At 38.6% G+C, this 20,933-nt stretch carries 18 protein-coding genes; 7 read left to right on the top strand and 11 right to left on the bottom strand.

All coding sequences use genetic code 11. The features are described 5' to 3' along the window. Positions 1–159 precede the first annotated feature (159 nt). From I6F48_RS12225 to I6F48_RS12215, 3 genes are read right to left on the bottom strand one after another with little or no spacing between them, the layout of a single operon-like run. Positions 160–609, bottom strand: a complete 450-nt coding sequence (locus I6F48_RS12225) for a flavodoxin (protein ID WP_010553680.1) — start codon at positions 607–609, stop codon at positions 160–162. Further along, complete coding sequence (gene truC, locus I6F48_RS12220) at positions 609–1,373, bottom strand: tRNA pseudouridine(65) synthase TruC (protein WP_197119531.1); 765 nt, start codon at positions 1,371–1,373, stop codon at positions 609–611. The genes I6F48_RS12225 and truC overlap by 1 nt, the downstream gene beginning before the upstream one ends. Further along, complete coding sequence (locus I6F48_RS12215) at positions 1,366–1,686, bottom strand: YqcC family protein (RefSeq protein WP_165728588.1); 321 nt, start codon at positions 1,684–1,686, stop codon at positions 1,366–1,368. Before I6F48_RS12215 ends, truC begins: the two co-directional genes overlap by 8 nt. 104 nt (positions 1,687–1,790) lie before the next feature. On the opposite strand from I6F48_RS12215, the gene I6F48_RS12210 reads away from it, so the two are divergent. Together I6F48_RS12210 and I6F48_RS12205 are read left to right on the top strand one after the other, a co-directional pair. Next, positions 1,791–2,819, top strand: a complete 1,029-nt coding sequence (locus tag I6F48_RS12210) for a DUF3549 family protein (RefSeq protein WP_197119530.1) — start codon at positions 1,791–1,793, stop codon at positions 2,817–2,819. Next, positions 2,820–3,119, top strand: a complete 300-nt coding sequence (locus I6F48_RS12205) for a DUF3301 domain-containing protein (protein WP_002963032.1) — start codon at positions 2,820–2,822, stop codon at positions 3,117–3,119. Between the two features lie 851 nt (positions 3,120–3,970). On the opposite strand, the gene I6F48_RS12200 is transcribed toward I6F48_RS12205, so the two are convergent. Further along, positions 3,971–4,624 carry a GNAT family N-acetyltransferase gene (locus I6F48_RS12200; protein WP_197119529.1) on the bottom strand — a complete coding sequence of 218 codons (654 nt, stop codon included), beginning with the start codon at positions 4,622–4,624 and terminating at the stop codon, positions 3,971–3,973. Between the two features lie 316 nt (positions 4,625–4,940). Here I6F48_RS12200 and I6F48_RS12195 point away from each other — a divergent pair, with 316 nt between their 5' ends. The 3 genes from I6F48_RS12195 to I6F48_RS12185 all read left to right on the top strand — a co-directional run bounded on the left by I6F48_RS12195 (position 4,941) and on the right by I6F48_RS12185 (position 6,327). Beyond that, positions 4,941–5,177 carry a DUF2789 domain-containing protein gene (locus tag I6F48_RS12195; protein WP_197119528.1) on the top strand — a complete coding sequence of 79 codons (237 nt, stop codon included), beginning with the start codon at positions 4,941–4,943 and terminating at the stop codon, positions 5,175–5,177. Positions 5,178–5,273: 96 nt separating this feature from the next. Further along, positions 5,274–5,540, top strand: a complete 267-nt coding sequence (locus I6F48_RS12190; RefSeq protein WP_010553684.1) for a hypothetical protein — start codon at positions 5,274–5,276, stop codon at positions 5,538–5,540. A gap of 13 nt (positions 5,541–5,553) precedes the next feature. Further along, positions 5,554–6,327 carry a Zn-ribbon-containing protein gene (locus tag I6F48_RS12185; RefSeq protein WP_165741318.1) on the top strand — a complete coding sequence of 258 codons (774 nt, stop codon included), beginning with the start codon at positions 5,554–5,556 and terminating at the stop codon, positions 6,325–6,327. Between the two features lie 329 nt (positions 6,328–6,656). On the opposite strand, the gene syd is transcribed toward I6F48_RS12185, so the two are convergent. Next, a complete protein-coding gene (gene syd, locus I6F48_RS12180) occupies positions 6,657–7,196 on the bottom strand; it encodes a SecY-interacting protein (protein ID WP_197102652.1) in 540 nt (179 codons plus the stop codon). Positions 7,197–7,255: 59 nt separating this feature from the next. On the opposite strand from syd, the gene queF reads away from it, so the two are divergent. Then, the gene (queF, locus tag I6F48_RS12175; protein WP_197119527.1) at positions 7,256–8,101 is read left to right on the top strand and encodes an NADPH-dependent 7-cyano-7-deazaguanine reductase QueF; all 846 of its coding nucleotides are present in this window, start codon (positions 7,256–7,258) and stop codon (positions 8,099–8,101) included. A 255-nt stretch (positions 8,102–8,356) separates the two neighbouring features. Here the strand turns inward: queF and I6F48_RS12170 are convergent, their stop codons facing one another. From I6F48_RS12170 to I6F48_RS12160, 3 genes are read right to left on the bottom strand one after another with little or no spacing between them, the layout of a single operon-like run. Further along, positions 8,357–9,262 (bottom strand): peptidylprolyl isomerase, encoded by a 906-nt coding sequence (locus I6F48_RS12170; RefSeq protein ID WP_197119526.1) that lies wholly within the window; start codon positions 9,260–9,262, stop codon positions 8,357–8,359. Positions 9,263–9,294: 32 nt separating this feature from the next. Then, positions 9,295–12,984, bottom strand: coding sequence for an autotransporter assembly complex protein TamB (tamB, locus tag I6F48_RS12165; protein ID WP_197119525.1), 3,690 nt, complete (start codon positions 12,982–12,984; stop codon positions 9,295–9,297). Further along, positions 12,984–14,711, bottom strand: a complete 1,728-nt coding sequence (locus I6F48_RS12160; RefSeq protein WP_010553690.1) for an autotransporter assembly complex protein TamA — start codon at positions 14,709–14,711, stop codon at positions 12,984–12,986. Before I6F48_RS12160 ends, tamB begins: the two co-directional genes overlap by 1 nt. A gap of 214 nt (positions 14,712–14,925) precedes the next feature. Between I6F48_RS12160 and I6F48_RS12155 the strand changes: the two genes are divergently transcribed. Further along, the gene (locus I6F48_RS12155) at positions 14,926–15,261 is read left to right on the top strand and encodes a ribonuclease E inhibitor RraB (RefSeq protein ID WP_165725436.1); all 336 of its coding nucleotides are present in this window, start codon (positions 14,926–14,928) and stop codon (positions 15,259–15,261) included. Positions 15,262–15,305: 44 nt separating this feature from the next. On the opposite strand, the gene I6F48_RS12150 is transcribed toward I6F48_RS12155, so the two are convergent. The 3 genes from I6F48_RS12150 to I6F48_RS12140 form a co-directional block, all read right to left on the bottom strand. Then, positions 15,306–17,057, bottom strand: coding sequence for a DEAD/DEAH box helicase (locus I6F48_RS12150; RefSeq protein ID WP_197119524.1), 1,752 nt, complete (start codon positions 17,055–17,057; stop codon positions 15,306–15,308). Positions 17,058–17,181: 124 nt separating this feature from the next. Then, positions 17,182–17,484 (bottom strand): H-NS histone family protein, encoded by a 303-nt coding sequence (locus tag I6F48_RS12145; protein ID WP_007586043.1) that lies wholly within the window; start codon positions 17,482–17,484, stop codon positions 17,182–17,184. 167 nt (positions 17,485–17,651) lie between these two features. After that, the gene (locus tag I6F48_RS12140; protein WP_197119523.1) at positions 17,652–20,468 is read right to left on the bottom strand and encodes a TonB-dependent receptor plug domain-containing protein; all 2,817 of its coding nucleotides are present in this window, start codon (positions 20,466–20,468) and stop codon (positions 17,652–17,654) included. Positions 20,469–20,933: the final 465 nt, after the last annotated feature.

The following is a 20,933-nucleotide window of genomic DNA, read 5'->3' as shown; positions in this document are numbered from 1 at the left end:
GTCTTATTTAAGCTTCCAGCTAGACGAGAGGATAGAAGATATCCCAGATGGGTTAAGCCAAAACCATCTAAGTATCCCCATAAAAAGAAAAATGCCAGTCAGCTTAACTGACTGGCATTAAGCGCATGCGCTCCTTTTTTAATACCTTAAAGTTAAGGATTAAGCAGGTAGTTTCTCCAGCCATACTTTTAACCAAGGCTCGGTTACTGGCCATGGTTCAAAATCTTCACATGCATCTATTTCTAGGCGGTTGCCCACAGGCTTTGCTTGTAAATCGCGTAGTAGCTCGTCAAAGCTTCGCCCTGCGCCACAAAATGTATCGCCGTAACATCTGTCACCCATTGCAATTACACCAAACGGTTTATCGGTAAGCATTGGGAAAGTGCTATTCATTGCAAAGTACAATCCTGCCAAATTACTCGGTACATCACCTTGGCCTGTTGTGGAGGTAACAATTAAAATATGCGATGCATTTTTTATATCATCAAGTGATGCTTCAGTAATTACTGTAGCAGTATGACCCGCTTGCTCAATTGTGGCAGCAACTTCGTCGCTTAAACGCTCTGCACCGCCATTAACGCTGCCTACAAAAATACTAATATGTGCCATTAATAATCCTTTTCTTGCTCTGGCCAACCTAGCTGCTTACATATTTCAAGCATGTCTTCACCTAGTGGCGCTTTAATTGTTATTGATTCATTACTATAAGGGTGCACAAAACTAAGCTCTGTTGCAAATAACATTAAGCGTCTTAGCTCAAAATGCTCTCTAAAAAATTGATTATGCTGGTTATCACCGTGATTTACATCACCAATAATAGGCAGTGATAAGTGCTTTAAGTGTCTGCGAATTTGATGCTTGCGCCCTGTTTTTGGAAAACACTCAACCAACGAGTAACGCACTGTTGGGTACTTACCAATAGGAATAGGCAATGCAACTTGGTGCAAGCAATTAAACTGGGTTTGCGCTTCTTGCGGTGCTTTGTCTTGATCTGCAAATTTATCGGCTATTTTATCAAGTTCTTCTTTAAGCGGTTTATCTAGAAATACTGACTCTGGCGCAAAGCCGCGCACTAAGGCTAAATAGCGTTTAGCAATAGTACCTTCAATAAATAGCTGGTTCATATCGCGAGCAGCTTCAGAGCTCAGTGCAAACAGCAATACGCCCGACGTAGGTCTATCGAGCCTATGTACTGAAAATACATGTTGCCCTAGCTGGTCACGCAACATTTGCATAGCAAACTGGGTTTCGTGTTTATCTAAAAACGAGCGATGCACTAATAAGCCTGAAGGCTTATTTATAGCCACATAGTTTTCATCTTGATACAAAATAGTCAGCTCGCCATATTCAATAGGCGCCGGACGCTCACTCATTTGGTTCTCCTAAAAAGGAATCAAGGGCTGTTAGCAATTCAATTATTTCATCGCTCCCTGCTTTATTCACAAGTGTCATTTGCGCCATAGGGGCAATAGCAAAGTTACGAGGCAGTGGTTGTTTATGTGTTATTAATTGCTGTATTTTATTAATAAATACAAATTGTAACCACTGCTCAAATGCCATTGTATCGTGACAAAAAGGAGTATTTGAAAGTAGTGCCTCAGCGTCTATTGGCTCACTTTGCCAAAGCGCATGTTTTTGTAAAAGTGCGGTTAGCTGCACTAAATAAGTTTGGGTTTGCTGGTACATAACCACCCTCTTTTATATATGTAATGCAATTATACCCTGTTCCCTCATAGGCGGCTATGACGTATAATTAACGTAATTTTGCAGTAAAAACAGTTGAGAAAACAATGAGTGATCAAATAGCTACATTAGGTCAGCTTTTAGATGGTGCGGGTACTCAGTGGCGTGCTTTTGATATTGGCAGGCACATTACTAAACTCGATAAAAAACAATTTTTAGCTATTGAACAAGCTCAAGTGCCTTACCCTTATCCTCTTGCTGGTCATGCTTGGCTCGCTATCCAATTTTGGGATACTAAAGCCAGTAAAGAACCTTATGTATGGTTTTTAAAGTTTCCACTTGATGAGCAAAGTATGCTTGTAAGTGCTAGCCGCGATCACTTTGCTGATATGGTTATTCAAGCGCTCGGCACTGAAATCACAGGTGAGCAAGCCGATAGAAAACTTGATAATAACCCTTATGTTTTTACACCAAACGCAAATAAATTAGCGGCATTTAACGCCCAAGTAAAAGTACTATTAAAACAGCCTGCGTCGCAGTATTACGAGCATGCACAGTTATACTTTAGCGGTAAAATTGGTTTTGATAATTGGCAAGGTGTTGCACTGCAGGGTATTGCCGATTTTGCACTACGCTTAGACAGCGATACAAACTTAAGTAATTTGCAAAAAGCATGGGCGCATTTACCTATTGAAGTACTACAACCACTCAGTGCCATGCTTGAACACGTTGAAATACCAACATCAATGAGTGAGTTACTTGTTGATTACACACAGGCCGCAATTAGTAATAACGATACATTAGCTATAACCGCAGCACTAAGATCTGTTTCAAAAGGTCAAGCTCAAGGGTTATGCGCTCAATTAGTTGATACTGTACTAAGCTCACAGGTAAGGCACGACTCTGACGTGTTACTAACAATAGCTGGGCGGTGTTTTAAGCAATTAGAAAACCCTGAACGCTTACATGTATTTATGGATAATTGCGCACATCATCAAAAAATTGATGAGTTGTTTCCTAGTATTTTTGCTGACTTAGTTGCAATACCGACTATTCGCCCGCATTTATTAGGCTTATTACGTAAAGAAAATCGTAGCGAAACCCTCGCGCGTGCAATTGGAAGGTTATTCTCTTAAATGGCAAGTTTATGGACGTTCATACTTATTGGTAGTGTAATTTACTTATTTTGGCTTAACCGAAAGGTTGCTGAAGCGGCGAACGTTCATGCTAAACGTCAAAGTGAGCAATTGCAGGTGCAGTTGATGAGTGTTGCATGCACAAAACGCCGCTTTGGTTTTTTAAAGAACGGCAAGCCAGGCATCAAAAGTGAATTTATATTTGAATTTTCAAGCGATGGTGAAAATGCTTATCAAGGTGTGTTAATTATGGAAAATGAGTTTTTGAAAAGTGTGGTTGTTCCACCGCATAAAATATAAAACTTAATATACTTTAGGAGTATTTGCCTTAAATTAATAAACTTAATTCAACACAAAAAACTAAGGCGTAACTAAAGTTACGCCCCAATTGGACTGCATCCTGCTAGATATCCATTATCTTAAATCCGTATTATCATCCCCTGAACGAGTAAACAACCTTGTTTACCCTCACATTGCATCCTGCAATATCCATAGCCACCTTGGCAAACCCACGAAATCTATCGTTTGGCTACATACTGTAGCATCATCCCTGGTAATCCTTTTAAGTAGCTCCTGCCACTTTTTGCATCCTGCAATATCCATAGCCATCTTGGCAAACCCACGAAATCTATCGTTTAGCTACATCCCGTAGCATCATCCCTGGTAATCCTTTAAAGCAGCTCCTGCCACTTTTGCATCCTGCAATGTCCACTTGCCATCTTGGCCGTCCTGCGTAAACTAACGCTCCTGCTACTTCCTGTAGCGTCATCCGTGATTATCCTAAAGTAACTCCTAGCTACTAAGTGCTTCATGCACTTCCTTATTCTTCCTTGTATCCGTTTTAGCTTGTCCTTTATGCTTCCTGCTAGCGTCCGCTATGTTGCCTATTCCGTATCCTTGGCAGTAACTCAATCATTGAGCTATGTCGTCTTGACGAAGAGAAGTTTAAAGCAATCAGGGGGGAGAAATAGGACTTAACATTAAACAAATAAACGTCACAAAAATGAAAAATAAAAATAAACTTTAAATAACAATAGCTTGAATTGAAAAAGGCTACTTATTAATAGCCTTTAACTGACAATGCTCACGATAATATGAGATATATCTCACGGCCTTATGTCCGTTTGGGCGCATTGGCTTACATCATAATTTTAAATAGTTGGCTCAATTATTGATTTAAACAGTAACTCGCCCTCTACTTGGTTAAAAGTAAGGTGTTTAAATGCTTCAAACTTTTCGGTTTTAAAAAATTCAGTGTGTTCTCTACGCGTTACAAATACAGCCATCCCCGTTGACTCAGCGTTACATTTAACTAAATCATCAAGCCCTCGTAGTAAGTAACGACCAAACCCTTGCCCATGAAAATGTGGATCTACGGCAATAAAAGCTAAAAAGTAGTAATTGCCTTTCTCTTTAAGGGCATCTCTAATTGTTTGTTCTTTATCTATTAATTGATTTGTTTGTAAGTAGCCCGCACTCAGCATTAATTTTAAACGCCAGTGCCAATAACGCTGCGCTTGTAATTGGCTATTAGATTCAAATACACACGCTACTGCTTTTAATTTATCGTTGCGGTATAAACCAATTAATGGCTGCTTTTCTTGCCAAAAACTACTGAGCTCTTCGCGAATTAATGATCGTAATTTTTTTTCGTATACTGATTTATTTTCGTCATTGTAGCTAAGCATGTTTTGTAATACAGGATCGTCATGATAAGCCTGATAAATTAGGCTTGCTGCAGTGCTAATATCTTCTGCGGCTAAATACTGTACGCTGAACGTATCAGCTGACGTGGTTACACTCATTGTATTTCCTTTATTATTTTAGCTGTAGACTGTTTAACTTTATACCTAACTATATACCTAAAATTATTAACCGTAAATTCAGCGAGAGTTTAACTAGCTAGGAGTAGAGTTAATCCTTAGAATAAGTTTTCATTTAGTTAATACCAATTGCATTAAATGAGTGTTCTATTTATAGCGCTAAGAAAATAGCACAATAACAAGGCGAAAATTATGACATATAGTTGTTCTATATGAGTAATTTTTAACGCAGTAAGTGAGCTATTTAATACGCTAGAATGAGCATGTTTTTAATAAAACTGGTATAAGGAGCAATATCATGGATACGACTAAACACGACATCAATACACTATTTGCACAGCTTGGATTACCTAATTCTGATGAACAAATAGATGCATTTATTGCCTCACATGAATTAGAAGACACAGCACTACTCCAAGAAGCTTCTTTTTGGGATGAGGCACAACAGCACTTTTTAGCTGAATCGCTTGCACAAGACGGTGATTGGAGTGAAGTAATTGACGAGTTAGATGTACGCATTCGTCAAAGTAAGTAATTTTATTTAATGTACCCTCCCTTATTTATTGCTAACATAGCATCTGCGCAGCATTTATATGCTGCGTATTTATTTTATTAAAGAGTTATATATCTAATGAATTCAGTTGTATTTGATGCAATCAAAGCCCTTCTCGATGAAGGCAAAACCCCTACTGTAGCACTAACTAAAAGCCGTTTGGCGCAACCGGTTCCTATGCCGATGATTATTGCAGCAGTAAGCCAATATAAAAACAATCCTGATTCAATAAATAACTTCATGAGAAACCCACAGCAGTCAGATAGTACTGAGCTTAAAACAAGTCAATTAGATAGAATTGAGCAAAAACTCGATAAACTTCTTGCACTGCTAGAACAAAAATAATTTGAGACTATAAATGTTCGTTGTTGATTTAACTTTTGATTGCTACCAAGACACCACCCTAGAACAAGCCGAACAAGCAATAAATCGCTTAGTAAATGCACTGCGTTTTAATGGTCAAATAATGGGGGAAGAATTTCCAACCGTTTTAAAAGATGGATTTTTTATTACCCGTGTTATGTGCCCTACTGAAGATGCAATGCACCCGCTAAATAACAGCCCGTTTGTTAAGCACAGTATCGAAAAGTTACATAGTGCGGGGCTACTTGCGCCAAAAGTAAAAGTGATTGGGCAAGATATTCACTCCAACGGCGCTGATTGCTGTAAAGAACCATCAAGTTATATTTTATACACAACCTATGTGCATACGTGTAGCCCGCTTTATTGTGGTGATGACTTTTTGCCTGTGCCGTTATTTCGTATTCCGGCAATTGCTAATGGTGACTATAAAACGCTTATAAAATGGCAAGAAGATTGGCAAGCCTGCGATCAAATTCAAATTAATGGCGCAACCCGTTGTGAGTTTCCGGCACTTGAAGAAATATCGAGTATCCAAAGCGACTTATACAGACGCGGAAAAGACATAACAAAGCGAATTAGTTTTTTAACTGAAAAGCCAACCTATTATTATTTATATCGTGTAGGCGGCGTAGATAAAGCGTCTGAACTTGAACGAAAATGCCCTAGCTGCAATGGTGATTGGAAATTACCTGAATCGTGGTTTGGGTTATTCGACTTTAGGTGTGAGCCGTGTGGCTTAGTGTCTAATATATCGTGGGATTTTCAGTAACCATTAGGGCGTGTTGACCTTTGTGGATTGAAATTTGTTCAATCTAGGGACGATTTAATCGCGGCGCGAGGTTTGTAACCTAGTGGGCTAAGTAAAAACCGAGCAACAAAGAGTAAATCGTCCCTAGAAAGAACCCAAAGGGCAGCGCATGTTTGGCATTTATGCTTCGTTATCGCCTATTTATGGGGAATAACCACACTACATAGGCTCTGCCTTGCCTAAAAACCAAACATACAGCTGCAAAATCAATCACGAAAGGTCAACACGCCCTAGTAATGGCTCTAAAAATCAGCTTAGTGATAACGCTAAGCTGATTTATTAGATGCATTTTAAACCTCTAATGCCTTTAAAAAAGCATTAATGTTAGGTGCAAGTACATGGTGTGTTTTTTTGCCTACGTGCTCTAAACATACTTCACCAGTGTGCACCAATACACTCACTAGTAAATCATCTTGATCTGTTAAACCAATAAATACCGTTTCTGGCTGCTTGAGTTTGCGTTTCATTAAAACGTGACCCGTTATATTTTGCTGTAACAAATTAAAGTCTTCTTCGTTCCATGCTTGTAGTAATTCAACCTGATGCCCATCAATACTTGCTGAAATGCTTCCACCGTACATATGCCCATATAGCTCGCTAAGCTCTTTTGGAAACTCAAGCTCAAGTGCACTGGCTAAATCATTAAGCGAACCTGCAGGTTGCTGTCGCGCGCCCTGCCATTGAATGTTTCCTTGCTCGTCAACCTCACCAACTTCACATGGGCTTGGCCATTGTTCGTCGTGCGCAATAAGTGGGTACTTTGTAGTGTTTTTCAGGATATTTTCGCTAAATGTTTGATGAAGTTGTTCTATAAGCAATGCAACAGACATACTGTGAAACTCATTTAAATTAGATATAATGTCCCTATTGTAACTATTTAAGAGCAAACATGACAGATTACAGCAATTCTCCAGACCTTAAAGGTAGCGTATTAGGCCAATCTACTGAGTATGTAGATGTGTACACGCCAAGCTTGCTTTTCCCTATTGCGCGCAAACTAAATCGTGATGCTTTAAATATTGACGAAGCAGAGCTTCCATTTAAAGGCCAAGATATTTGGACAGGTTACGAGCTTTCATGGCTAAACAATAAAGGTAAACCGCAAGTTGCCGTAGCCTTATTTACCTTTGAGTGCCAAAGCAGCCATATTATTGAGTCAAAGTCGTTTAAGCTTTACTTGAATAGCTTTAACCAAACCCGATTTGAAAGCATTGATATAGTAAAACAGCACTTAATTGATGATTTATCAAACGCGGTTAACAGCCCTGTCAAAGTGACTTTATATAATCCTGATGATTACAATTGCTTACCGTGTACAGCGCTGCCAGGTGAATGTATTGATGAGCTAGATATTGAGATTAGTAATTACGATATTGATGCTAATTCACTTAAAGCAAAAAGCGATGAAGTAGTGACTGAAACGCTCTACAGCCATTTACTTAAGTCGAACTGTTTAATTACCTCACAGCCTGACTGGGCAAGTGTGATTATACGATACACAGGCGAGCAAATATGTCGCGAATCGTTACTGCGTTACTTAATTTCGTTCAGAACACATAACGAATTTCATGAACAGTGTGTTGAACGTATTTATAGCGATTTAACAACACACCTTAATATTAAAGAGTTAGAGGTTTACGCGCGTTATACTCGTCGCGGCGGGCTTGATATAAACCCGTATCGCTCTACGCATTATAACGACACGCCATTTGCAGTTAAAATTAATCGTCAGTAGGTTATTTTAAACTGGAATATGAGTATTAAAAAAGGAGCCTAGGCTCCTTTTCTATTTGTATATTTAATTAATACCAATTCGCTTAATTAAGTGAGCTATTTTGAGGCTGGGAAAACGTGTTGATAGCTAGGCAAAAAATTCGCTATTTAGTTGTTCTCGGCAATTGCTCCTGCATTGCTCTACCTTCTGCATCCATGCAGTCGTAAATGAGAATCTTTTAACGCAAGTAGCGACACGTTTAGCCCCGCAAAATGATTAAGTATTATTGCGGATTGGTATAACTTCACGCTTAGTGGGTATAGGCATACCACACACATCAACGTAGTTATGTGCTTTAACAAACCATGGTTCAACACGGTTTTTACGAGCGCTGATTAAGTTTTTAAACACCGGTGAGTTTGTTTTCATCACTTTAAATATACTTTTATCGCTTTGTATATCGCCAAGCACTTGTATATTGGTAATTGGGTTAAATGCTTTTACTTCAGTTGGTGTACGCGCTAAACGATTTAAATGCTCTATACCTTCGAGCACTCGACCAAACACCGTAATGTTTTTATCAAGGTAGCGCGGGCCTTGCCCTATGGTTACAAAAAACTCCGTACTCGCACTATTTATATCGTTATCGCGCGCCATGGCAAACACGCCACTACAATGCACTTGCCATGTTTGCGTATGGGCTGAATTTTGAGCTACTGCAAAGCCGTTTAAAAAGCCTGTAACTGGTGCATATCCGTCGCCATTTAACTCAGTAATTAAAAGTGGTTTGTTTGTTGTTAAATAAAACTCAGCGGGAACTGTTTTATCTGCCGTTTTAATTAACTTTTTACCCGAGCTGTCGCCACCTTGCGCTACAAAACCTTCAACAAACCGATAAACGCTGGTATTTTTATAAAACCCTTCTCGCGCTAACTTTTTAATATTTTGAACGTGCTTTGGGGCAAGTTGTTCATTAAGCTCAATATACGCATCGCCCGTTGGCAGCGTTATCTTTAAAATATTTTGAGCGTTCACTACTCGCCAGTCATTATCTGCTGCACTAGCAATTACTTCACTCGCGCTCAATAAAGGTAGCTCTTGTTTAGCAACATCATCACCTAGTTGTTGAGCACAACCGCTCAATAAAACACTAAGCAGAGCTGGCAATATAATTTTTTTCATCGCTTATATCCTTATAATTATTATAGTTTTGGTTATTCCCAATCAAACTTATATAGCACATCAACATTTTGATATAGGCCGCTTGTTATCTCTATGTATAACTGTGAAAGTAACTGATATCGCACAGCCACTTCACTGAGCGAATCAAATACACCCACGCTATATTTAACTTGCAAACTGGGTGCTACGTATCCTGATATTTCTACTTTGGTACTATCACCACTACCTGATGAGCTTAAACTTACATCTGACAACCCAAAGGTTTCACCTACCTTAGAAACAACCCCTTCGCTGCGGCTAACCCCTTGAGAAAGTAATAACTGTGTAAGCATAGCATCGCTTGACGAACTTTCTCCATCGCCTAAAGGTTGGCCATTAAGTAAATATGCAAGTGCTTGTGCTTGATCCATCGCAGGCTCAGAAAATATCTTGAGCGTTGGTTGTTCAACATTACCTGTGAGCGTAACCCCTGCAATCACACCATTTGCAGTCGTATCTGGGTTACGTATTGCTTTAATATTTAAAAATGGTTGTTCAATTGAACCGCTAAAACCTACTTGCCCGGTGCTGATTATTAAATCTTGCCCAAAGGCTAAGTAAGTACCTTCAATTAAGTTAAGCTCACCTGTGGCTATAATTGGCGCACCTTGACTCATTTTTATCGCTAAATCACCCGCAACTTTTGATTCCAAGCCAAACGACTCTACTTTTACATCGTTTTTAACAATCACTTTTAAATCTATGTCGTAATCAAACGGGACTGTCTCGGTGGCCTCAGTTTTTTGATCAACAATAATTTCATCATCGCTAACTTGCACCGCGCCCTCAGGAAGCTCTTCAATCATTATACGACCGTAAGGCACAACTACCTCACCAGCAAGCTTGAGTGCATTATTAGCCAAGCCTATTTTTAAATCCGGCGATACTTTAAAAGTGACCCCTTGCTGCGCACGTACATAAAACTGCTCGCCAACTACCGCAACATTTACAGCAGGTTGCGCACCTTGCCAATCAACGTCACCGGTGAGATTTATTTTACCGCCTTGATTGTCGTTTAAGTTGCCTTTTATTGTGGCTGTTGTTTTATCAAACAATACGTTTATGTTTGATTTTTGCAGCGCTATAGGTAGTTGCTCGCCCTCTAAACTAATATCGCTCACATTAAGTTCGCCATTTAATAAAGGATCTTTTAACGTACCAGCTAACGCCACTTTCCCGCTAATATCACCTTTTAACTGCTCAAGGGTTTCAAGAAAAGGTTGTAAGTCTGAAAGGAGTATTTTATCGATATTAATGGTGCCATTAAGCGCTTGCGTATTTTGTATATCATCGATATTAATTTGTGTGTTTATTTTCCCAAGCACACTTGATTCTAAATTAGCTTCAAGCTTGCCAATTTGAGAATCCGAAAACGCACTAATGCTTAATGTTTCAATAGGTAATTTAAAACGATCTTCTTCAGAGGTAAGTACCGCTGTTAAATCAGTAGAATCGATATTTGCACGTAATGTTTTAAGCGCACCGCTTTGCCAGTTAAGTGCCACATCGCCAGCTATATTACCGCGAGTACGAATATTGTCAGGCAAAAAGTGCTTAAGTTCTTCAAGTGCTAAGTTGCTTAGTTTAGCATTTAACTGACCGAGATTTTTTGACTGCGCTAAGGTGTCTATGCATAATTTACTTTGCTCAGATGCCCAACAATGTGCACTCACATCAAAGTCGCCACTTTGCGTATTAACCATAATGGCAATATTTTTAGTATTACTAAAACTAAGCTTTTTATCGCTGAGCGTTACATTACTAAGCTCGCCATTCCAAGTGGTATTATTAATTTTGCCATTAACTTCAAGCTCTACACTGCCTTGCTCGGCATTTATAGATGCCGTAAGTTGGTGATCTGTTTTGTCGCCGCTAATATCAATTTTAACGCTATTAATTTGCTGTTCGGCTACAAGCACCGAACCAACACTTACCGAAACATCGGTTTGCCAATCGGCTGCGGTATCTAACTGCCCTTTTACTGATAGTTTATTAATGTTTATTTCATCAAAAATAAAGCGATCGAGTATTAGTGCTAAATCAACAGAGGGCGTTAACCTTTCCCCCCTTACTTTTAAATTTGCGTTGCCGTCAGCAGTAAATGGAATATTAGCTTTTTCATCACTTCTTAGCGTTACTTTGCCATCAACCTGCCAAGTGTCATCAACTTGTCCACTTAGCGCTAACTTGTTGGTGCCACTACTTAAATAAAAGTTATCAATGTTCGCTTTTAACGTATTATCGAGCTTAAAGTTTGAGGCAAATTCTAGTGGTACATCGTTAAGCAGCCCGTCTAGCTTTGTATTATTCATTTGTAGCTGCCACGTATCTGCTGCTGCATTAAACGAGCCTTCAAACTGCCCTGAAATATCACTGGTAACAGCGTCAGTTAAATACTGCGCTTTTAAATTAGCAAGCGTGCCATTAAAGTTAGCCTGTATGCCTTTTTGCCAATCAACATCGGCTTTTATAGTTGCACTGCTTTCGTTCGCTTTAATGCTTAGCGCTTGTAAAGTTGCTTTGGTAAGACTGCCTTTTAATTGGGTATTTAAGTCAACAGCTGGGTACGCGCCTAATTGACTATTTGCCAGCAGTGTAAGCTGATAGTCGTCGGCATTACCTTTAGCATTAAGGCTAACATTTTTAACCTTCAGCTCATTACTTTGTGCATCAATAAGCCACAGCTTAATTTTTCCATTTAACTCAAATGGATAGTTTTTTTGCTTTAAATTTGCCGTTGCCGTTAAACTAAGCGGATATTGCCCCTGTGTTTCTAAATTTAAGTTTAGATTTGATAAGTCGCCATTCAACTGCAAATTGGCTTGGTGCTCGTCACTTTGTAAAACAACATCCCCTTTCACGGGCAAATTCCCTGCAAGCTCAGCATTAAGATGCGTATTAAGCTGCCACTGTTCATACTTTGCTGAGAATGACTCTAAATTAATAACCGCATCTTCCACACTTAATTGCAGCGAGATGTTTTCAATAACATGTTGGGCTTCGTTTTGCTCAATCGTAATTTTAGCTATTTCAAAGTCTTCAACAACTAAATCAAGTGGCGAAGTAAATTCTATATTAGGCAATGCGGGTAGGTGCGTTAAAGGCGCTTGAGTATTTTGCGCCGTTTGTGTTTTCGCATCTTGTTCTTGCTCTTTTAAGGCAAGAAGTATGGTGGGAATATTCAGGCTTTTAACCGTCAGCTTTGAACCCTCTGCTTTTGCTGAGAGTTTAAAATTATTAACGCTTACGTTTGCACTTGGATGCTCTAGAGTAAATTTATTGATCGCAATGTTTTTTACAGCAATATTAAAAGGTAAGCTGATTTTTTCGAGCGGCTCTGCAGCGGCTTCTTCTTGTGACTCTGCAGTTTTTGGTAATGTTAAATTTATAGATTTAGCACTTAAGTTATCTATACAAATTCCATCGCACTGCCACCAAAACAAATCAATTTTCAACTGTTGTGCATTAAAATCCAGCCCATTGTTAGTAAAGCGTACATTAAAGGCATCATTATAAATAAAACGGCCATCTTTAATTTCAATATGTAGTCCATCTACCGCTTTGTTTGCACTATAAGCAATAAATTGATTACCGGGTGCGGTAAATAACAAACAAAATAGTGCAACAACTAACGTGACAAAAATAGCACTTACGGCGGCTGTTATCTTTTTTAATACTGACATTAAATTTCTGGCCCTATGGTAATACTTAAACGTGTGCTTTTACTTTCTTTTGTTAATCCCCAAGCGTGGTCTATACGCACGGGGCCAACGGGAGTTAAATAGCGAAAACCAAAACCAGCACCTACTTCAAAATCATCAGAAAAATCATTAGTCGCAGTACCACCATCAACAAATAAAGCTGCTCGCCAATTTTTAGCAAACTGGTAGTTATATTCCATCGTGCCCGATAGTAAATACTTACCACCTATTAGCTCGCCGTCATCGTTCTCAGGCGAAATTGATTGGTACGCAAAACCACGAACGCTTTGATCGCCACCTGCGTAAAACCGAAGTGAAAATGGCACGTTGTTAATATCATCAACAAGCATTGCTCCTACATTCGCTTTTAAAAACACCAAGTGGCGGTCAAAATAAGTGCGTAGCCATGCATGTTGCATTTGCACCCTAATCAGATTAGTACTCGAAAGCACATCATCTAAGCCAAACTCAGCAGATATAAGCCACTGCTCTCCCCAATAAGGAGTCGTGCCGCCTTTTGATTTTTTGCGCGCGTAGCTAATGCCAGGCATTAACATTTCGGTACTTTCTTCGTCTTCATCACCAATACGGTAGGTTTCTTGGTCGCGGCGTAAAAATGCAGTACGCACCCACTTATTTTCGGTCAACCATTGGCGCTGAACTTGCCCCGTTAATATTTCACTATAAGTGTCGTTTGTGAGCTCATCTTCTAATTTATAACCGACAGAGAATCGCCATAAATCATCATTAGGATCATCAACCGGAATTGTATAAGCCATGGAAATATCTTGCTGCTTTTGTGCCACATTTAAATTAGTTTCGAGGTAATGGCCGTCTTCTGTGATCCACGGTTTACTCCATTTAAAACGCACCTTGGGCCCTAAGTCAGTACTAAAACCACCGCCAATTTCATAGCTGTTAGCTGGCTTGGGTAATACTTCAACTTTAATCGGTACTTGGCTGTTTTTGCGCGCTGCAATGTCAGCATAAACACGTACACTGGCAAAATAAGGGGTACTTGATAAATCCAAGTTATAGTCAGCAATATGTGTTGATTTATAAGGTTGGCCCTGCGAGAAAGGCGCTATAGAGCGTATGTATTTTTCAGCGGGTGTACTACTGGCAATTTGTATATCGCCAAACTCATACCTAACTCCGGTATCAATTATGAAAGTAATAACAGCACTATTTTTTTTAAGCGACACTTCTAATTTGCGCGCTGGCCACTTAGCATCAAAATAACCAAGCTCCAGCAACATAGATTCTATTTTTTTATGAGCAGAGTCATATTTACCATGATTTAAAACATCACCTTGCTTTAAGTGATTGCTTTTAATCAATGCCTGTAATTGGGTATCGCTTTGACCATCACCGTTTAGCGTAATATTAATTGCTTCTATGCGAGTTGCAGGCCCCCGTTCAACTTTAACAATTAGTTCGCTGTCGTCTTTATCATAAATAACCTCGACGGTCGGGCTATAATAGCCAAGTGCTTTGATGCTATTTTGTACTTGTTTTTGAGCATAACGGCGAAGTGTACGGGTTGGCTTCTCGCCAATTAACTGCTTGAGGTAAAGAGCTACGTTATTTTCTAAATCGCCACTTAACCCTTCAATTTCGTAATCTTCTATGACTTTTTCTGCCGCATAGCTATTTGTCGCAATTAAAGCGCTCACAACACACATGCAACGTAAAAACTTAATAAACAAGTAAATATCCTTACTTTTAATATCTTACAAAAAACTAGTTAATTACCCGCATATTAGCATAGCCATAATGAGCAACACATTAACTTAATAACAATCTAACGCGTAAATTTAACTTTGAATAAATATCAGCATAATTAAAATTAGTACGCGTTAAGACAATATTTTAGTTACAATAGTGCCTACGAATAAAAAATTAATTTTAAATGAGTTTTTAATGCAATTCCCTGATGATGATAACGGCCAACTTTTAGCCGAAATAGCCGCTGCTGGCATTGATTTAAATAAAATGCACCAAGTCGATTTTTTTATTTTATTTGAACAAGAAGCCGATGCTGAAAAATTTGCTAAAGAAATAGTCTCTGATGCATTAGTTCAAAATGCTGAGCTCGAAAAATGCAAAGACACTGGCGTTTGGGAAGTAATCACTCAAGTACAAATGGTGCCAGAGCACACCCTTCTAGGACAAGCAGAGCAATACATTGAAAGTATTGCTAATAGCTTTAATGGATACGGTGATGGCTGGGGATTAATGGACGGTGAAGAAGCTTAGTTGCCTTTTAATTGTATTAGTTCAATGTACTCTATCAGTTAAGCTTAGCGGCTTAACTGATTTGCCTTTCTAAAACCCCCTTTATAGTCAAATAGTTTATCAGCCACTTTCCAACCATACTTTTTGCTTTTTCGTGCAATAACAAAATCCGGTGGTACTAATTCAAATTGTGCGTTTACTACTTGCTCTGCAGTCTTAAAATTAATAGGTGTTTGCCCAAGTCCTACTCGTAGACCAAATTGCTTATTAAATATAAATTGCCCGCCTTTATTTGCGAGGTTATATACCTCATCGCAACTTGCGCCATCTTCATCAAAATACGTTATTTTAATTAAATCGTCTTTAATTTGAGTTACCGATAACCCACTACATCGAAGCACAAGTGCGTCTTTTAAGTTTAATGCATTACGTAGCTTATCATCAGGGTCAGCCATTACCGCGCCGCAATCATGGCATTGTCGTGCAGCAATATCATTTTGAGCGCCGCACTGCTCGCATTCTTTAAATCTAAAACGATAATCGCACTGCTCTTTATGGCCACTATCGTCTTCTAACAACCCTTTACATCGCCTGCCAAAGTGCTCTATTACTTTTCCAGCAGAATCAGTTTTACCCCAAAATATATTAGCAAACCCACAGCCAGGACAAAGTACCTGCACAGGCTCATTATCACTATCGCCTTTTTTATCGCCTACTTCTGGGTGAAATAAATTAAAACCATTGCCGGCATAATCTATTACTAAGCAATCCGTTTTTGATTCAGATAACCTCAAGCCTCGCCCCACAATTTGCTGATATAAACTAACCGATTCTGTAGGGCGTAAAATAGCAATAAAATCAACGTGCGGCGCATCAAAACCTGTAGTTAATACCGAAATATTAACTAAATACTTTAATTGCTTAGCTTTAAATTGCTTAATGATTTTATCGCGCTCAGTGTTTGGCGTATCACCTGTTATTAGCGCACTTTGATGAGCTGGTAGGTAGCTTAATATTTCCTGAGCATGCAATACCGTGGCGGCAAAAACCATAACACCTTCACGCTGCTCACTGTATTGAATTACTTGCTGTAATATAGCTTTCGTTGCGCGCTCACTGTTTTTTAAAAGCGCATTCATGTCATCAGTCGTGTATTGCCCAAATGCATTGCTATCTAAGGACGAAAAATCATAATGGCTAATTGCTGCATCAACTTCGTTAGGCGGCGTTAAATAATTATGTTTGATCATATACCTGAGCGGCAATTCAAAAATACAACTTTTAAACGGGCTTTCTTTAGTCCCTTTAACAAAGCCATGATAATGATGATGGTATATCCACCCCGTTCCTAGCCGATAAGGTGTTGCTGTTAAACCCAATACTTTTAACTGAGGGTTATATTCTTTTAAACTACTTATTACTTTTCCGTACTGGCTTTTTTTATCCCCATTTACTCTGTGGCATTCATCAATAATAAGTAACGAATAATGCTCATTTAATTTATTTAAATTACGAGAAAGTGATTGCACACTGGCAAAGGTTACTTGATGGTTTAATGACTTTTCTTTTAAACCTGCTGAAAATATACTCGCCTCTAAACCAAAACTTTTATATTTTTGCGAATTTTGCTCTACCAACTCTTTTACATGAGCAAGTACTAATATTTTTTGCTTAGCAATACGGGCAAGTTCAGCAATAACCAAACTCTTACCTGCGCCGGTTGGTAGCACAATAACGGCAGGATCATTACTCTTTCTAAAGTGTAAAACGGTTCGTTCTACGGCTTCTTGCTGGTAAGGTCTTAGTTTATAGCTCATGGGAAAACAAATAGGTTTGAGTGAAGAGATTTTAGCAAATAATAGCTGGGAGTTTTAAACTTTAATTATATTTTATTGAGGGGGAAACAAAAAAGAGAAGCCGAAGCTTCTCTTATATTTAGCTTTAAGCTAAAAACTTCTCAAGCTCAACACCTTCAAACGCTTTAGGACGACGGCCACGGCCTGTCCATTCAATAGTCTCACCATTAAGTTCCATGCGGTACTTAGGCTTAACTTTAGTACGTTTGTCAGATGCCCCATCTTGTAAATCTTCTAGCGTAAGTCCTTTTTCTTTTAAAAGATCCAAAACTTCCTGTTTCGCTTTTTGCTGCTGGGTATATTTTGAAATTGCATCATTGATAAGCTGTTGGGCTTTTTCAAGATCCGTTAATGATGCTGTTTTAATAAAAGATCGGACTTCTTTCATTTATATCTCGCTAAATTGTGTGATTAGATTTATTTAAATATTCTTTTTTAGTATAAGGGTATTTTTCAAAAATAACTACGACACATAATTTATTAATGTATATAAAATTTATTTATAAAAAAACCGCGATTAAAATCGCGGCTTTTATCATTTTATATAAATAATAATTAGAACTTAGTAGTAAAGCTTAACTGGAAATAACGACCAGTAACATCATAAGCTTCACCAACAGTGTTTATACCTGATGCTCCACTTACAGAACTTTGGTTTGCTACAGGAGGTTGCTTATCAAAAACATTTCGAACTGACAAAGTAACGTCTGTTCCAGACGTGATGTTATAAGTACCTGATAGATCATGATAAATAACAGTCGGGAAGCGATTAAACTTTTCTAAAGGAGCACCAGTTGAGAAATTTTGGTTTCCTTCAATATTACTATCATTTGAACTTGCCCAGTACTTCATGCGCCATGATACTGCAAAGTCATCAACTGCATAGCCTAAATTTAAATTTGCACGATTAGTAGGAGTTAATACTTCACCTCTGTAATCTATCTCTTCACCAGATTCAATTGATGTTTCAGCATACTCATACAAATGATTCCAAATCAAGTCAGCTGATAATTGCCCGTAAGCAAATTCTTGTTTATAGCTTAATTCAATATCCAAGCCTTTTGTGCTTAAATCATTTTCATTGCTAGTACCAGAGCTAACTTCTGTCAAAGCACCTCTTGTATCACGTATTGCCCCACCACATGTCGCATCAAAGTCTGATGGATTAACACCGTAGCACCGGTTTAATACCGTTGTTCTAGCAGTGGTAGCAATAGCGTTATCTACAGCAATATCGTAGTAGTCAAGCGTTAATGAAAATTCATCAGTCACTTGCCAAATAGCGCCAACACTAAATGAATCAGATGTTTCTTCTTTTACATCTTCATTACCACCAACATAACCGCCAGTGCTTTGACGTTCAATAGTTGTTAAATTGAATGCGCCTTCAGTAGCAACTCGATTAGCCACTTCAGCGATAGAAAGACAGTTAGCCGCTACATTTCCGGTAGATGATGCAGTAATTGCATCACATGGATCTGCAACACCTGAAAATGTTTCACCTCTACCACCGAATAAATCAGCAATATTTGGAGTTCTAATAGCTCGCGCTGCTGATGCTCTTAATTTTACTGTATCTGTAGGAGAGTATTGTACACCTGCATTCCATGTTGTTTGTCCACCAACAATTTCATGATCTGAATAGCGAGCGGCTAAATCTAGTTCAACATTTTCGAGAACTGGTAATACAGTTTCAACAAAAACATCGTTAGTGTAGAAGCTACCATTCGTAGGCTCAGATTTATTTGTACTTGAAGCACCAGTTTGCGCTAAATCACCTGGAGAGTATGAACCTTTTTCAAGACGATGTTCTGCACCAACTGCTAGACCAACCATACCACCTTCTAGCTCAATTGGTAATTCACCTGAAAGGGTTGTTGAAAATATAAATTGCTCAACTTGACCTTGAGATTTTGCAGGTGATCTTACATATGCAACAGCTTCATCAGACAAAGTTCCTGCACCGAACAAATCTAAAGGCACACATCCTTGAAGTACTGCTAAATCATTAGAACATTGGACGTTACCTTCTGCGTTAGTGTATACATCTAATGCATTTGCAGCACGTTCAACATTTATTTGACCACCATTTTCTTGGCGCTGGTCAGTTTTACCCCATGAAATATAAGAGTTTAAAAGCCAGTTGTCATTAATTTCCCAATCTATACCTGTCGCAATACGGATAGTATCACGCTCTAAATCTGTTGAACGAGCACCAAACTCAACCATACGGCGAACTAACGTTGGAATATTATTATCCATTGTTAAATCAGGATTATCAGACATTAAATTTTGGCGTAAAAGGTCTGGAACTAAAGGGCTTCCCAGTTTAATCCCACCAACGCCACCACGTGAAGGTAGATATACATCATCCGTAGTAAAAGGAGTTGGTTCAATAGTCGAGTTGTATGTTTTAGATGAATTCCAGTTTACTTCCGTGAAAGAGTGAACACTATCTGAAATATCTTGTTTAAAATTAACTGCTGCGTATTTACGCTCAAGCGGAGTAACTAACTGTCGGTAAGAAGCACGATTGAATGAATTCTCATCACCTACATAAGGTGTCCCATCTGCATTGTATGCGCCAACACGGCCTTGAGGCGGATATGAAGAATTCTGAATACCAACATATTCACCACCCTCATCATTCAAAAATATAGCTTCATCATATCTTGAGAAGTCTCGATCGGATGACTTCAGACCTTTATCATCATCATATCCAGCAGCAATTGTTACACTACCTGAATCCCAACTATTACCAGCAGTAAGGTTTAAAGAATATTTTTCGCGATCAGACTCACCTGAAACACCTGTTTGAGCGTTAACTTCAACACCTTCAAAATCGCTTCGCGTAATAATGTTCACAACACCAGCAACAGCATCTGAACCATAAATCGCTGAAGAAGCACTTTTAAGAATATCAATACGTTCAATCATTGATGCTGGTATTGCATTTAAGTCAACCGCATAACCACTTGATGGAGAAACGCCTGATACAAAGCGACGACCATTCACTAATACTAATGTTCTTGAAGAACCTAAGTTACGTAAAGATGTAGTGTTAAGACCAACGCCTGTAGTACCAAATGCACTATTTGATTGGTTTGAACCAGCAATAGTGACCGGGGATTGATTCAAAACATCAGCTACATTCAATGCGCCCATTTGAATAATATCACTTCGGCCAATTGATGTGATTGGCACGGTTGTTTCAATATCAGTGCGCTTTATGCGTGAACCCGTTACTTGAATACGCTCTACTTTTTCAACACCTTCGTTTGCAGCGATTGTGTTCATAGAAAAAACAGCTGTAGATGCTGCACCAAAAGCAATCGCTAAGCGAACAGCTTTTGAAACTTGATTATTTAACATTGGATTCTCCCTAGAATACTATTTTAATTGTTTTGCCTTCAAAAACGGTCTGTAATTAATCACAGTACCTATTTTGATTCGAATAGTAGTCCTAACTCATGCAAAAGGTCAACACTTGGCTAACCAAATAAAACTCTTTATTTACAAAGCTTTACAGTAACAAAAAACAAACACAATGCTCTTTTTGCATTATTGCATTATTGCAAAAACTTGATTTAGAATAAGTGCTATTTACTGAAGAAATCATATCTAAGTCTCGCCTCAAACAAGTTACTTACTTCCTTATTGTGGCGAATTATGTAGGTGTAAAAGCATGCAAAAAATAAATTACCTACATAAAATTAACAAAAATGATTGAGACAACTATAGCTATTCAACTATCTGAAAAAGTACTACTTGGCCTTTCTAAAAAAGAAAAAATCCATAAAGCTATATGTTCATTGATTTCAAAAATCGCACACCGAT

The sequence above is a fragment of the Pseudoalteromonas sp. SWYJ118 genome, assembly GCF_015864505.1.
GTDB lineage: Bacteria > Pseudomonadota > Gammaproteobacteria > Enterobacterales > Alteromonadaceae > Pseudoalteromonas > Pseudoalteromonas arctica.
The sequence above is the reverse complement of the archived record's forward strand: the minus strand, read 5'-3'. Positions and strand labels throughout refer to the sequence as shown.

Coding starts and splice junctions, on each gene's coding strand:
- I6F48_RS12140 (WP_197119523.1), bottom strand. CDS start 20,468: ATGTTAAATAATCAAGTTTCAAAAGCTGTTCGCTTAGCGATTGCTTTT.
- I6F48_RS12170 (WP_197119526.1), bottom strand. CDS start 9,262: ATGAAAAAAATTATATTGCCAGCTCTGCTTAGTGTTTTATTGAGCGGT.
- I6F48_RS12205 (WP_002963032.1), top strand. CDS start 2,820: ATGGCAAGTTTATGGACGTTCATACTTATTGGTAGTGTAATTTACTTA.
- syd (WP_197102652.1), bottom strand. CDS start 7,196: ATGTCTGTTGCATTGCTTATAGAACAACTTCATCAAACATTTAGCGAA.
- I6F48_RS12210 (WP_197119530.1), top strand. CDS start 1,791: ATGAGTGATCAAATAGCTACATTAGGTCAGCTTTTAGATGGTGCGGGT.
- I6F48_RS12190 (WP_010553684.1), top strand. CDS start 5,274: ATGAATTCAGTTGTATTTGATGCAATCAAAGCCCTTCTCGATGAAGGC.
- I6F48_RS12225 (WP_010553680.1), bottom strand. CDS start 609: ATGGCACATATTAGTATTTTTGTAGGCAGCGTTAATGGCGGTGCAGAG.
- I6F48_RS12195 (WP_197119528.1), top strand. CDS start 4,941: ATGGATACGACTAAACACGACATCAATACACTATTTGCACAGCTTGGA.
- I6F48_RS12145 (WP_007586043.1), bottom strand. CDS start 17,484: ATGAAAGAAGTCCGATCTTTTATTAAAACAGCATCATTAACGGATCTT.
- tamB (WP_197119525.1), bottom strand. CDS start 12,984: ATGTCAGTATTAAAAAAGATAACAGCCGCCGTAAGTGCTATTTTTGTC.
- I6F48_RS12185 (WP_165741318.1), top strand. CDS start 5,554: ATGTTCGTTGTTGATTTAACTTTTGATTGCTACCAAGACACCACCCTA.
- truC (WP_197119531.1), bottom strand. CDS start 1,373: ATGAGTGAGCGTCCGGCGCCTATTGAATATGGCGAGCTGACTATTTTG.
- I6F48_RS12215 (WP_165728588.1), bottom strand. CDS start 1,686: ATGTACCAGCAAACCCAAACTTATTTAGTGCAGCTAACCGCACTTTTA.
- I6F48_RS12200 (WP_197119529.1), bottom strand. CDS start 4,624: ATGAGTGTAACCACGTCAGCTGATACGTTCAGCGTACAGTATTTAGCC.
- queF (WP_197119527.1), top strand. CDS start 7,256: ATGACAGATTACAGCAATTCTCCAGACCTTAAAGGTAGCGTATTAGGC.
- I6F48_RS12155 (WP_165725436.1), top strand. CDS start 14,926: ATGCAATTCCCTGATGATGATAACGGCCAACTTTTAGCCGAAATAGCC.
- I6F48_RS12150 (WP_197119524.1), bottom strand. CDS start 17,057: ATGAGCTATAAACTAAGACCTTACCAGCAAGAAGCCGTAGAACGAACC.